This is a genomic window from Streptomyces sp. VNUA24, assembly GCF_029167005.1.
Lineage (GTDB): Bacteria > Actinomycetota > Actinomycetes > Streptomycetales > Streptomycetaceae > Streptomyces > Streptomyces scabiei.
Genome location: NZ_CP119143.1, coordinates 4178155 through 4191298, shown reverse-complemented (window position 1 = coordinate 4191298; position 13144 = coordinate 4178155). Strand labels below are relative to the sequence as shown.

Here is a 13144-nt window from a genome sequence, read left to right as displayed (position 1 = left end):
CGTCCCGGGCAGTTCCTCGGGCCGGGATCGCGCGGGCGGCCGACGAGGTCGCCGCGCGAACCGCTCACGCCTCCGCGGCCGATTCGTCCTCCTCCTCGTCGGGCAGGAAACCGGGCAGCCACTCCTCCAGTTCGTCGCGCATGCGGACCGTCGCGCCGAGCTGGCACAGGACACCGATGGTGCTCAGCGTCACCCGGTGGATGAGGAGGTAGGACGGGGGCAGGTTCAGCTGCTTGCCCAGCTGATGCGCGGGGGAGCGGGGGTCGGCGATGCGGGCGGCCTGACTGCGCATCCAGCCGCGGGCGAAGGAGAACTCGTCGGCGCGGACCGGTTCGATGATCGGGTGCAGATAGTCGAGGACCGCGTCCGGATCCAGGTCTATCGACTCCTTGACGAATCCCTCCGTGCGGAGCATCTCGTAGACGGCTTCCGCCTCGCCCTCGATCGTCAGCCGAAGGGCCGCGCCGATCGTGGCCGGCAGGCCGCCCGGCAGCCGGTCCACCGTGCCGAAGTCGAGGACGCCGAGGCGCCAGCCGAGCTTCTCGTCCGGCAGGAGGCGGAAGTTGCCCGGATGCGGGTCGGCGTGCAGGAGTCCGGTGCGGGCCGGACCGGAGAACAGGAAGCGGGTCAGCAGCTGGCCCGCCCGGTCACGATGCTCCTGAGTGCCGTCGGTGATCACCTCGGAGAGAGGGGTGCCCTCCATCCACTCGGTCACCAGCACCTGCTCGCATTGGTGCACCACGGCGGGGACCACGACGTCCGGGTCGTCCGCGAACTCCTCCGCGTGCGCCTGCTGGGCCTGGGCCTCCAGGCCGTAGTCGAGTTCCTCGGAGACCCGGTCCCGTAGCTCCGCGATGAGCGGCTTGATGTCCATCCCGGGGATCAGCGGGCCCAACAGGCGTGCGAACCGGCTGAGCTGGCCGAGGTCGGAGAGCAGGGCCTCGCCCGCGCCCGGGTACTGCACCTTCACCGCGACAGCGCGGCCGTCGTGCCAGACCGCGCGGTGGACCTGGCCGATCGAGGCCGCGGCGGCCGGCTTCTCCTCGAACTCCAGGAACAGCTCCTGCCAGTCCTCCCCCATGCGTTCCTCCAGTACGGCGTGCACCGTACGGGTCGGCATCGGGGGAGCGGCGTCCTGGAGTTTCGTCAGAGCCGCGCGGTAGGGGCCCGCGACCTCCTCGGGGAGCGCCGACTCGAACACGGACAGGGCCTGCCCGAACTTCATCGCACCGCCCTTCAACTCGCCCAGGACCTTGAACAGCTGCTCCGCCGTGCGTTGCTGGAGTTCGCGGCCCACCAGCTCCGCCGACTCACCGACGATCCGCTTGCCGAGTCCCCAGGTGGCCCGGCCGGCGATGCCGAGCGGAAGCGCGGCGAGCTTGGCGGTCCGGGTGACCGCCTTGCGGGGAAGATCAGACATGCGCCCTCCAAGTCCCAGCAGGCCGTGCCGCGTGTGCCTTGCGGGACAACCTCGTTGACCGCTGTTGCTCCGCCATTGTCGCGCGCGTCTCCCCCTCCTTCGGGGTGTGTTCCCCGTTACCTTTCGTACCGTCGCCGTTTTCGGCGGCCGAGCAGGAGCACGCGGCGTGGGGCCACACCGGGCGCGGGTGCCAGTCGAAGCCCGGTGCCGAGACCTCCCAGCGGGCTCCCGCACTGGACGGCAGCTGCCCGTCGAGGAACGCGAGCGCATGCCCCGCGGCCAGTCCCGCGACGGTCGTGGCCAGCGTGACATCACAGGCTTCGAGCTGATGGGGGCGACCGGAGCGCCACTGCGCGACCAGCCGCGGCCAGGTCTCGTCGCGGTCGGCACGGCTCTGGTCGAGGCAGCCCGCGCACCCCGTCTCGCCGGGCAGGACCAGCGGGCCGACCACGCCGGTCCCCTCCACCACGCCGGCATAGAGGTGCGGTGTGCCCGAGGTGATGAGCGGTTCGGCAGCCGACGGCTTCGGAGCGTGGACGTCGACACCGGCACGCGGGGCGAGCACCACCAGGGAGAAGCCCGGCTCCTCGCGCAGGCGGTCCATCGGCGTGTCCTCGGCCGGGTGCGCGTGCTGCCGGGCCCCGCGGCGGCGACGGGGCGGGCGATCGGGTGCCGCGTGGCGGGCGGCGCGGCGCGCGGCCATGTCGCGGCGCTCCCCGATCGACTCGGCCGGCAGGCCACCGGGCGTCACGTCCCACCGCTCGACCCGGCCGACATCGCGTACGTCCACCTCACCCACGCCGGCGGCCGCGAGCAGGGAGGCGAGCACCGCGCCCACCCTGCCCGCACCCCGTACCTGCACTCTCAGTGACCGGCGGGCCGCCAGGCGTTTCACGGCGTCACCCGGTTCAGGCGTGATCAGTGAGAGCGCGGCGGAGTCGGGACGCAGCCGCTCCATCACCTCGCGTTTGCCGCGCAGCTCGTCCGCGGCCGGACCGCCGCCCGTCGCGTCGTCCAGCAGGCCGGATCGGGTGAGCCGGTCCACCAGGCCATCCACATGGCCGTCCGGCAGGCCCATCCGGCGTCCTTCCTCGCGCAGGAGCGGCAGCCCGCGTGTCCCGTCCAGCAGGGAGAGGAAACTGCCGGTCGCCGTGTCCATCGGGCCCAGCACCATGGCGTGGGCCGGTGCCAGACCGAACTGCACGGTGTTGAGGTCCCGCCAGCCGCGCCGGAGCGCGGGCTTCACCATCGGATGCATATCGGCCCCCGTCAGCCCTGAATCGGTCGCTGTGTGCCGGCGGTGCGAGCGCACGGTTCGCCGACGAGTGCCAGCATGCACGGACTGCGACGATGCCTGCCGAAAGTTGTCCACAGGCGACGCCATCCGTAGTACAAATCCGGCGCTCGGAGGGCGGATCGATACCGAACCCTTCCGGAGGCGGGACTTCCCCCGTGTGCAGCGGGTAACGTCGGGACGTGCCCGCCGACCCACTGCACCGCGCCGGAAAGCCACAACGCAGCACGACGAGCCAGCCGCCGAGCGGCTCACGAGCGAGCGCGATCGAGGTCCGCAGGAGCGCGCGACGGCGTAGAACCGTCTCCGCGTACCGCGAGGGCGATCGCACCGTCGTGCTCATCCCCGCCCGGATGTCCGAGGCCGAGGAGCAACGCTGGGTGACCGTCATGCTCGACAAGCTGGCGGCGCAGGAAAGCAAACGGCGTCTCGGCGACACCGAACTGACGGAGCGCGCCGAGCGGCTCTCGGACCAGTACTTCGGTGGTCGCGCCCGCCCCGCATCCGTGCGGTGGGTCACCAACCAGAACACCCGCTGGGGCTCCTGCACCCCCGCCGAGGGCAGCATCCGCCTGTCGCACCGGCTGCAGGGGATGCCCGAGTACGTCGTCGACTACGTCCTTCTCCACGAACTCGCACACCTGCTCGTACCGGGGCACGGCCCCCGCTTCTGGCAGCTGCTGGAGGCGTATCCGCGCACCGAGCGGGCGCGCGGCTACCTCGAAGGGGTGGTCGCCGCCGACCGGCTGCCGCACCTGCCGGTCGCCCCGGACGAGTGACACTGCTCCCCGGCCGCCCGGCGGACCGCGGTTCCACCGGTGCTCCGCGGGCGCGAGGCGGCTCGGAGGAGAGCATCACGGAAGGGGCGTCTCGCATGTGTGTGCGTTTGCGGGACCCGTGACCGAAGTCGCGCTTTTGTACCGTCTCTGTACCAGCCTCGTACGCTTCACGACTTTGCGGTTAGCCTGACGCGACGCACTCGCAGGCGCACGCACTTTCGGGATGGGGGACGGTCGTAACGCATGGCCAGGGAATTCCAACGCGGCCACAAGGCCAAGATCAGTGACCTCACCGCGGGTACGGATCTGTACGTAGGCGTACAGATCTCCGGCCCCGGGCTGACCTTCGACATCAGCTGCTTCGGTCTCGACGCCGACGAACGGCTGTCGGACGACCGCTACTTCGTCTTCTTCAACCAGCCGAAGTCCCCCGAGGAGTCGATCCAGCTCCTGGGCGCGCAGTCCGGTGACACGGAGTCCTTCCGCGTCACTCTGGACAGGATCCCGCCCCAGATCCAGAAGCTGTCCTTCACGGCGACCATCGACGGCAACGGCCAGATGTCGCAGATCGCCCCCGGGTACGTCCGTATCGTCGCGGGTGGCGAGGAGGTGGCCCGTTACCCGTTCGACGGCTCGGAGTTCTCCACCGAGCGTGCCGTGATGCTGGGCGACTTCTACCTGAAGGACGTGTGGCGGTTCGCGGCCGTCGGACAGGGTTTCGACGGCGGCCTCGACGCGCTGCTGAAGAACTTCGGCGGCGAGGTCGCCGAGGAGGAGCCGGCCGCCGCACCGCAGCCGCCGCAGTCCGGTGCCGCCCCCGGCTTCGCCCCACCCGCGTTCGGCGCCCCCGCCGCTCCGCCGGCTCCGGCCCCCGTGCCCCCCCAGGGATACGCGCCCCCGGCGCCCTCCCCCTCCGTGCACGCCGCGCCGACCATCGCCGCGCCCCTGCACACGCCGCCCGGCGGCACGGTCCCGCCCCCGGCACCGCCGGCCCCGCAGGGTGGCCCGTTCACCCCGCCCGGCGCGCCGCCCCAGGGCGGTCCCTTCACTCCTCCGGGCGCGCCGCCCCAGGGCGGCCCCTTCACGCCCCCCGGCGCCGCCCCGCAGGGCGGACCGTTCACGCCCCCCGGCGCTCCCGGCGCCTTTCCGGGGCAGGCCCAGCCCTTCGGCGGTGGCACGCAGCTCGCGCCGGTGCCGCCGGAGGCGGGACTGCGGGCCGTCCTGACGAAGTACTCCGAGGCACCCGTCGGTGACCGCTGGACCGAGCAGAACCCACAACTGGTGCGGACGACGCTCACCAAGGGCGCCAACATCCTCGCCAAGCAGGGCAGCATGGTCGCCTACCAGGGCGACATCGACTTCGCCCACAAGGGTTCCGGTCTGCTCGGCAAGTTGACGGGCCAGCTCACCGGCCAGGGCATGTCCCTGATGCGCTGTTCCGGAGACGGTGAGGTGTTCCTCGCGGACGAGGGCAGCCGCCTCTTCGTCATCCGTCTGGAGAACGAGCAGCTCTACACCAGCGCGCCGGGCGTCCTCGCCTTCGACGAGGCCCTGGACACGGAGGTCCGCCGGATCGAGGGCGCGGGCCTGCCGGGCGGCGGCCTGTTCAGCATGCTCTTCTCCGGTACGGGCGCGGTCGTCGTCAAGACGCGCGGCGTCCCCGTCGTCCTGCCCGTCGGCCCGGCCACCTACGTCGACGGCAACGCCGTCATCGCCTGGTCCGCGGGAGCGCAGGCCGTCACCACCACCTCGCTCAGGCTGCGCCGCTCCGGGTACGCCCGGCAGACCCAGGAGGCCGTCAACCTCCAGTTCCGCGGCGCGCCCGGCAACTTCGTCGTCGTCCAGCCCTTCGAGGTGTGAGGCAGAGCATGGACCTCCAGACACTCAACGCCCACCGCTCCGCCGCCACCGGCGTCCGTATGAGCGTGCACAGCTCCAAGACGCTCAAGGTCACCATGGTCACCGGCCAGGACCTCCTGGCCAAGGCCGGCTCGATGATCGCGTACGACGGCTACGTACAGTTCGACGGCCCGCCCGCCACACTGCGGCGCAGCGCGGAGGAGATGGTCAGCGGCGAGGGCGGCAAGCTCATGCTCTGCCGGGGCGACGGGGACCTGTACCTCGCCGACTACGGCGGCGACGTCCTCATCCTCCATCTGAACAACGAGGCCCTGTCCGTCAACGGCCCCACGCTCCTGGCCTGCGACGCCTCGCTCCAGCTCTCCATCGAGCCGGTCAAGGGCCTCGCCAAACTCTCCGGGTCGGGCCTGACCAACCTCGTGATCCGCGGCACCGGATGGGTCGCCCTGGTCAGCCGGGGCGTGCCGATCTCCCTCGACTGCGCCGAACGGGAGACGTACGTCGACCCGGACGCGCTGATCGCCTGGACCGACGGCCTCGACATGAAGGCCCGCCGCACCATCAAGGCCGGCGCGCTGATCGGCCGGGGCAGCGGCGAGGCCTTCCAGATCGGTTTCAAGGGACGAGGCTTCGTCGTCGTCCAGCCCAGTGAGGACACCGGCGACCGTTTCAAGATCCGTGGCTGACCGGGACCGAGAGGAGAACAGCACACCATGCACAGCACGCTCTTCGCGCACATCCCGGTGAACCACACCGAGCGCTACACACTGCAGAACCCGCAGCTGCTCAAGACCGACATCACCATCGGCAGCAGCCCGGTCCTGGCCCGCCAGGGCGCCATGGTCGCCTTCGAGGGGCAGGTCGACTTCGACAGCCAGTACCGCAACCGCAGCTGGCGCAACGCCGAGCGGATGACCGGTGAGCGCCTCGAACTCATGCGCTGCAAGGGCAACGGGGTCGTGTACCTCGCCAACTTCGCGCAGTACCTGCACATCATGGAGGTCGGCGGCGGCATCACCGTCGACTCCTCCGCCGTCCTCGCCTTCGACGGCTCCCTGAACGTCGGCATCGTCGCCGTGGACAGCGCCGTCGAGGTGGCCTCGGCCGGGGCGTACAACCTGGAGCTGTCCGGTGGCGGAAAGGTCGTCCTGATGACCTCGGGGGAGCCGCTCGCCCTGGAAGTGACGCCCGAGAAGAACATCTGCGTCGACTCGGACGCCGTCATCGCCTGGTCCACCTCGCTGCGGACCCAGCTCCAGGCGCCGACCTCGACGTCCGCGGTATGGCGCCGCAGGGGCTCCACCGGTGAGGGCTGGGAGATGCACTTCGGCGGCCACGGACATGTCCTGGTACAGCCGAGCGAGCTGCTGCCGCCGCAGCATCTGCGCACGTCCGGGGTGCTCGGGCAGTTCGGCATGGGAGGCGGCGGTCTGAGCGGCAACTCCCTCGGGGGCAGCCGCAACTGACGACGGCACGCGCGTCGGCACATGGGTAAGGGGCGTCCGCCTGGCGGACGCCCCTTACTGTGTCCGTTCCCCCGGCGGGGGCATGCCCACGATCCGCCGGCAGCACACCCCTCGCCCGCCGACGCCACACCGAAGAGCGACGCCGAAGAGCGACGCCGAAGGGTGACGCCGGCGAGTGGCGCCGAAGAGCGGCGTCAGAGCCGCGCTCGTGCGGCGTCCAGCAGACGTACGACCGAGTCGTCGGCGACGGCCGGGACCTCGTCGTAGGGGAACCAGCGCAGGTCGAGGGACTCGTCGCTGATCGCCTCGACCGCGCCGACGGGGGCGAGGGCGGCGTACTGGACGTCGAGGTGCCAGGCGCACGGCGTGTGATGGCGGTCGAGACGGACCGGACCGCCGGGCAGGAGCGTCAGGCCCGCGATGCCGGACTCCTCCGTCGCCTCGCGCAGGGCGGCGCCCGCGAGCGTGCTGTCCCCGGGCTCGCAGTGGCCGCCCATCTGGAGCCACATGCGCAGTTTCCTGTGGAGCGTGAGCAGCACCCGGCCGCGCTCGGGATCGATCACCAGGCCGCTCGCCGTGATGTGCCCGTCGCCGCACGCCTTCCACATGCCGTCCGGGTGGGCGGCGAGGTGGTCGAGATATGCCTGGCGCAGCTCCGCCTGGTCCTCGTAGCTCTTGAGTACGAGGACCGCGTCGTCGTGCAGGCTCACTCGGTGTCGTCGTCCTTCTTCTTGAGGTCCGGCTTCTCGGTGGAGCCGCCCGCTGCCTCGCCGAGCATCTTGTCCAGCTCGGAGAAGTCCATCTGCTCACGGTGGACGAAGCCGTCCGGGTCGTCGAGGTCGGAGGCGGTGGGCAGCATGTCGGGGTGGGCCCACAGCGCGTCGCGGCCGTCGACACCGCGCGCGTCGGTGAGGGACGCCCACAGACGGGAGGCGTCGCGCAGACGGCGGGGGCGCAGCTCCAGACCGATCAGCGTGGCGAAGGTCTGCTCGGCAGGGCCGCCCGTGGCACGACGCCGGCGCAGGGTCTCGCGCAGCGCGTCCGCGGACGACAGGCGCGGCTTCGCGGCGGCGTGCACCACCGCGTCCACCCAGCCCTCCACCAGTGCCAGAGCGGTCTCCAGACGGGCCAGGGCGGCCTTCTGCGCCGGGGTGTCCTCCGGCTGGAACATGCCCTGCTGGAGCGCCTGCTGCAGCTCCTCGGGGTTCTGCGGGTCGAACTGGCCGACCACGTCCTCCAGCTTGGCCGTGTCGACCTTGATCCCGCGCGCGTAGCCCTCGACCGCGCCGAACAGGTGGGAGCGCAGCCAGGGGACGTGGGCGAAGAGCCGCTGGTGGGCGGCCTCGCGCAGGGCGAGGTAGAGACGCACCTCGTCCTTGCCGACGCCCAGGTCCTTGCCGAACGCCTCCACGTTGAGCGGCAGCAGCGCGGCCTTGCCGGCCGGGCCGAGCGGCAGGCCCACGTCGGTGGAGCCCACGACCTCGCCCGCGAGCACTCCCACGGCCTGCCCGATCTGCTGGCCGAACATGGCACCGCCCATCGACTTCATCATGCCGATCAGCGGGCCGGCCATGGCCTGCATCTCCTCCGGCAGGATGTCGCCCATGGCGCCGCCCACGCGCTCGGCCACCGGGTCGACGAGCTCCTTCCAGGCGGGCAGGGTGGCCTCCACCCACTCCGCGCGGCTCCACGCCACGGCGGAGCCCGCACCGGACGGCAGGGACGTCGCGTCGTCGAGCCACAGGTCCGCCAGGCGGACGGCCTCCTCGACAGCGGTGCGCTCCGCCGGGCCGACACTCGCGTCCTTGGTGCCGTCGGCGGTCCCCTGGGCGACCGTCTGGCGGGCGATCTGCTTGGCCATGTCCCAGTTCACCGGACCGCCCTCGTACGAGAGCATCTGGCCCAGCTGCTGGAAGGCGGCGCCCAGGTCGGTGGGGTTCATGGAACCGAACATCGCGGCGAACGGATTGTCGGCGCCGGGACCGCCGGCCCCGGGGAACCCGAAGCCGAACGGGTTGGCCGGTCCCTGACCACCACCGCTCTCCTGGTCCTTCTTCTTGCCCTCGTCGCCGTCGTCCGGCTCCTCCGGCGGAAGGCCGAATCCGAATGGGGTGTCACTCACGGGATTCCTCGGCTGATAGGGCCATCGGTTTTCTCCGACGGCGCGGCTGCCCGAACACCACCCAGCCTAGACACCACGGCGGGTTAAGGCCTCGGTGCTCCGCCGACCGATGGCCTGCGGCAGGATGGATGCCACCTGGTACGCACGCGTCGCCCGCGTTCGTACTGAAGACAACCGCTGGAGACGCCCGGTGAGTTCCCCAGATCCACAGGTTCGCGCAGCGCGAAACCAATCCACCACTCCCGCCGTGCGCGGGCCCGTCGTCGCGGTCACCGGTGCCGCGTCCGGCGTCGGAGCGATGCTCACCGAGCGGCTCGCCGAGTCCGACCGGATCCGCCAGGTCATCGCCATCGACGAGCGGCGCGGCGACTGCGCGGCCGCGCAGTGGCACATCCTGGACGTCCGGGACCCGGCGATCGCCGAGAAGCTGCGCGGGGCGGACGTCGTGGTGCACCTGGCGGTCGACCTCGACCTGGGCACCGACGCGGCGGCCCGCAGCGCGTACAACGTGCGCGGGACGCAGACCGTGCTGACGGCGTCCGCGGCGGCCGGGGTGCACCGGGTGGTGCTGTGCACCTCGGCGATGGTCTACGGCGCGCTGCCCGACAACGAGCTGCCGCTCTCGGAGGACGCCGAGCTGCGGGCGACCGCCGAGGCCACCGGGGTCGGCGACCTGCTGGAGATCGAGCGCCTCGCACGCCGGGCGCCGCGCGCCCATCCGGGCCTCAATGTCACCGTCGTCCGCCCGGCGACGCTCGTCGGAGGCACGGACACGGCCCTGACCAGGTATTTCGAGTCGCCGCGGCTGCTGGTGGTGGCCGGATCGCGGCCCGCCTGGCAGTTCTGTCACGTCGAGGACCTGTGCGGCGCGCTGGAGTACGCCGTGCTGGAGAAGGTCGACGGGGAACTGGCCGTCGGCTGCGAGGGATGGCTGGAGCAGGAGGAGGTCGAGGAGCTCAGCGGGATCCGGCGCATGGAGCTGCCCTCCGCCGTCGCACTCGGTGCCGCCGCCCGGCTGCACCGGATCGGGCTGACGCCGTCGCCGGCCGGGGACCTGGCCTACACGATGTATCCGTGGGTGGTGAGCGGGAGCCGGCTGCACGACGCCGGGTGGCGGCCGTTGTGGACGAACGAGGAAGTGCTGGCGGAACTGCTGGAGGAGGTCGCCGGGCGGCACACCGTGGCCGGACGTCGGCTGGGGCGCAAGGACGCGACGGCGGCGGGTGCCGCGGGGGCGACGGTCGCGTTGCTCGGCACGGCGGCGCTGGTGCGGCGGGCCCGGAAGGCGCGGGGCCGGCGCTGAGGACGCCTCCCTCGCCGAAGGCCCCCTCGCCGAAGGGAGCCTCGCCGAGGAGCGTCCCCGCCGGGACGGGGCGGCTGGGAACCGCCACGCCTGCCGGGACCGCCATGCCTGCCGGGACCGCCACGCCCGCCGGGCCGGCCGTCCCGGCGGAACGACAGCCGTCGGGTGGCTCTGCCGTGTCCGCGCCTGTAGGTACCGCCCAGCCGCTCCGCGCGCGTACGTGCGTTTTCGGCCTCGTCGGGCCGGGGGCGGGTGGGGCACGATGGGGGTATGGCAGTCAATGATGATCATCCCGGTGAGCAGGGGGCCGAGGAGCCCGTCAAACTGATCGGGATTCGGGAGACGGCACTCTCCGTCGACGAGGTGTTCCGTGCGGTCGGGGACGACGCGGCCGGAGGGACCGCGCTGTTCGTGGGGACCGTGCGCAACCACGACGGCGGCGCCGACGTCGACGAGCTGGGCTATTCGTGTCACCCGACGGCCGAGGCCGAGATGCGGCGGATCGCGGAGAAGGTGGTCGCCGACTACCCGGTGCGGGCCCTCGCGGCCGTGCACCGGGTGGGGAACCTGGAGGTCGGAGACCTGGCGGTGGTCGTCGCCGTGTCGTGTCCGCACCGGGGCGAGGCCTTCGAGGCGTGCCGGAAACTGATCGACGACCTCAAGCGCGAAGTGCCCATCTGGAAACACCAGAAATTCTCCGACGGCACCGATGAATGGGTCGGCGCGTAGCCGGGACCGTGACCGGAACGCGCCCGTGCGCGTTCCGGTTGCGTAACCCGCCCCCCGGCGCGAGCGTTGACGGAGCGGACGGTTAATCTGCTGATCAGTCAGTTGTGGTTGTTTGACAGGGGTTGGGAGGCCGGCATGGCGGCGCTCGCCTGGTTGCTGATTCCACTCGTGGCCGCGATCGGTGCCGGACTGTGGGGCGGCTGGGCCAGCCGGAACCGCAGGAGCATCGAGGACGGCACCGAGCTCGCGGGCTACTCCCGCTTCCGCGAGGCCATGGAACGGTCCCATTCCGGCGGCTAGGGTCGCCCCACCCCGGACGGACGGCCCCGACAGTGCGCCTACATGCCTGTCCCGTACTGTCGTTCCATGCCACGCCGCACCGCGACGATGCTCGCCTCCACGCTGATGCTGATCGCACTCCTGTGCGCGGGTGTGATCATTCCCGTGCCCTATGCGGAGATGTCGCCGGGGCCGACGGTGAACACCCTCGGGAAGCACGACGGTGAGCCGGTGCTGCAGATCTCCGGGCGCAGGACGTACGCGACCAGCGGGCATCTGAACATGACCACGGTCCGCGTCACCAGCGCCGACTACCGGATGAACCTGGTCGAGGCCGTGTACGGCTGGCTTGCGCACGACAACAAGGTCGTGCCGCACGACACGCTCTACCCGGACGGCAAGACCAAGGAGCAGTCGACGCAGGAGAACGCCGAGGAGTTCAGCCAGTCCCAGGAGAGCGCCAAGGTCGCGGCCCTGAAGGAACTGGACATCCCGGTGCGGTCCTGGGTGATCGTCTCCACCGTGCTCAAGGACTCACCGGCCGAGGGCAAGCTGCACGCCGGCGACGTGATCAAATCCGTCGACGGGACGGCGGTCAAGGTGCCCGAGGACGTGGCGAAGCTCGTCACCCGGCACAAGCCGGGTGAGGACGTGGACTTCGTCATCGTGCCCGCCAAGGCCCAGGCCGCCGCCGAGAAGGCGAACAGGACGGCGACCGAGACCGAGAAGGTCACGATCACCACGGGAAAGTCCGACGACACGGGTGAGGAGCGCGCGATCGTCGGCATCTCGGCCGGGACCGACCACACCTTCCCGTTCACCATCGACATCAAGCTCGCCGACGTCGGCGGCCCGAGCGCCGGACTGATGTTCGCCCTCGGCATCTACGACAAGCTGACTCCGGGCAGCCTCACGGGCGGGAAGTTCGTGGCCGGCACCGGCACGATCGACGACCAGGGCAAGGTCGGCCCCATCGGCGGCATCGAGATGAAGACGGTCGGCGCGCGGGCCAAGGGCGCCCGGTACTTCCTGACGCCCGAGGACAACTGCGCCACCGCCGCCCGGGACGTCCCCGCCGGGCTCACCCTCGTCAAGGTCGGCACCATCCGGGACGCACTGGGCGCCCTGAAGGACATCCGCGCCGGTGACACCGCCGACCTGCCGAAGTGCACCACGAAGGGCTGACGGGACACGAGGGCCGACGCGGAGCGGACGTACGTACGCGCGCGTGGGGGGCGCTCCCGGGGGTCGGGGGCGCCCCCCACGCGCGTGGCGGCGGATTCAGTCCACGAAGGTCGCGGACAGGGCCTCCGCCAGGCCCGGCACCAGTTCCGGGCCGGTGAGGACCTCGGTCGGGGTGTCCTTCTCGCGCAGGCGCAGGGCCGAGTCACGGGAGCCGTCCCGCAGGACGGCGACCGTCATACGGACCTCCTGGCGTTCCGGGTGGGAGGCGACCCACTGGGCGAGACGGGCCTCGTCGAGGTTCTCGGGGACGGACGACTCGGCGGACGGCGGCAGCATCAGCCGCTCCACGGTCAGCGCGCAGCCGACCACCGCGTCGGGCCAGGCGATGGTGCCGAGGAACTCGTCCAGCGCCTTGCCCGCGGGAATCTCGTCCTGCTCGATCGGGGTGAGACCGGCGGTCTCGGACTCGTCCTGCAGTCCGAGCTGGGCCGCGAGGGCGGGTTCCTGGGACCGCAGACGCGCGGTATCCACCAGGGCGAAGAGGCGAGCGGGCTGGTCCCAGCCCAGGCCGGAGGCGTACTCGTCGATCTCGAGCACGGCCCGGGTGAGGGGGTTCGCTGCCATGGGAGTGTTGGACATGGTCACAATCCTGCCTCGTTCGTCCCCCGAAACGGGAACCGAGTAAAGCGTGAGTAAGTTGCATAGGT

Annotated in this window: 13 protein-coding genes; 8 read left to right on the top strand and 5 right to left on the bottom strand. The window is 71.5% G+C overall.

Features of this window, described 5'->3' with window-relative positions:
- Nucleotides 1-64: 64 nt before the first annotated feature.
- Complete coding sequence (locus PYR72_RS17565) at nucleotides 65-1420, bottom strand: AarF/ABC1/UbiB kinase family protein (RefSeq protein ID WP_275456213.1); 1356 nt, start codon at nucleotides 1418-1420, stop codon at nucleotides 65-67.
- Nucleotides 1413-2678 carry a TOMM precursor leader peptide-binding protein gene (locus tag PYR72_RS17560; RefSeq protein ID WP_275456212.1) on the bottom strand — a complete coding sequence of 422 codons (1266 nt, stop codon included), beginning with the start codon at nucleotides 2676-2678 and terminating at the stop codon, nucleotides 1413-1415. The genes PYR72_RS17565 and PYR72_RS17560 overlap by 8 nt, the downstream gene beginning before the upstream one ends.
- Nucleotides 2679-2896: 218 nt before the next feature.
- Here PYR72_RS17560 and PYR72_RS17555 point away from each other — a divergent pair, with 218 nt between their 5' ends.
- The 4 genes from PYR72_RS17555 to PYR72_RS17540 all read left to right on the top strand — a co-directional run bounded on the left by PYR72_RS17555 (nucleotide 2897) and on the right by PYR72_RS17540 (nucleotide 6819).
- Entirely contained in the window at nucleotides 2897-3493 is a 597-nt protein-coding gene (locus tag PYR72_RS17555) for a M48 family metallopeptidase (RefSeq protein ID WP_079081623.1), read from the top strand.
- 243 nt (nucleotides 3494-3736) lie between these two features.
- A complete protein-coding gene (locus tag PYR72_RS17550) occupies nucleotides 3737-5353 on the top strand; it encodes a TerD family protein (protein WP_059079180.1) in 1617 nt (538 codons plus the stop codon).
- Nucleotides 5354-5361: 8 nt separating this feature from the next.
- Nucleotides 5362-6039, top strand: a complete 678-nt coding sequence (locus tag PYR72_RS17545) for an AIM24 family protein (protein WP_275456211.1) — start codon at nucleotides 5362-5364, stop codon at nucleotides 6037-6039.
- Nucleotides 6040-6066: 27 nt separating this feature from the next.
- On the top strand, nucleotides 6067-6819 hold the full coding sequence (locus PYR72_RS17540) for an AIM24 family protein (RefSeq protein WP_275456210.1): 753 nt from the start codon (nucleotides 6067-6069) through the stop codon (nucleotides 6817-6819).
- Nucleotides 6820-7013: 194 nt separating this feature from the next.
- Here PYR72_RS17540 and PYR72_RS17535 read toward each other — a convergent pair whose 3' ends face one another.
- Both PYR72_RS17535 and PYR72_RS17530 read right to left on the bottom strand, forming a co-directional pair.
- On the bottom strand, nucleotides 7014-7529 hold the full coding sequence (locus tag PYR72_RS17535; RefSeq protein WP_275456209.1) for an NUDIX hydrolase: 516 nt from the start codon (nucleotides 7527-7529) through the stop codon (nucleotides 7014-7016).
- A complete protein-coding gene (locus tag PYR72_RS17530) occupies nucleotides 7526-8941 on the bottom strand; it encodes a zinc-dependent metalloprotease (protein WP_013000835.1) in 1416 nt (471 codons plus the stop codon). Before PYR72_RS17530 ends, PYR72_RS17535 begins: the two co-directional genes overlap by 4 nt.
- 190 nt (nucleotides 8942-9131) lie before the next feature.
- Between PYR72_RS17530 and PYR72_RS17525 the strand changes: the two genes are divergently transcribed.
- The 4 genes from PYR72_RS17525 (at nucleotide 9132) to PYR72_RS17510 (ending at nucleotide 12437) form a co-directional block, all read left to right on the top strand.
- Nucleotides 9132-10244: an SDR family oxidoreductase gene (locus tag PYR72_RS17525; RefSeq protein ID WP_275456208.1), complete on the top strand. Its 1113-nt coding sequence runs from the start codon at nucleotides 9132-9134 to the stop codon at nucleotides 10242-10244.
- Nucleotides 10245-10514: 270 nt separating this feature from the next.
- Nucleotides 10515-10973 (top strand): molybdenum cofactor biosynthesis protein MoaE, encoded by a 459-nt coding sequence (locus tag PYR72_RS17520; protein WP_275456207.1) that lies wholly within the window; start codon nucleotides 10515-10517, stop codon nucleotides 10971-10973.
- Nucleotides 10974-11141: 168 nt separating this feature from the next.
- Complete coding sequence (locus PYR72_RS17515; protein WP_275456206.1) at nucleotides 11142-11273, top strand: hypothetical protein; 132 nt, start codon at nucleotides 11142-11144, stop codon at nucleotides 11271-11273.
- Between the two features lie 66 nt (nucleotides 11274-11339).
- Complete coding sequence (locus PYR72_RS17510; protein WP_275456205.1) at nucleotides 11340-12437, top strand: PDZ domain-containing protein; 1098 nt, start codon at nucleotides 11340-11342, stop codon at nucleotides 12435-12437.
- A gap of 96 nt (nucleotides 12438-12533) precedes the next feature.
- Here the strand turns inward: PYR72_RS17510 and PYR72_RS17505 are convergent, their stop codons facing one another.
- Nucleotides 12534-13076, bottom strand: coding sequence for a PPA1309 family protein (locus PYR72_RS17505; protein ID WP_275456204.1), 543 nt, complete (start codon nucleotides 13074-13076; stop codon nucleotides 12534-12536).
- Nucleotides 13077-13144: the final 68 nt, after the last annotated feature.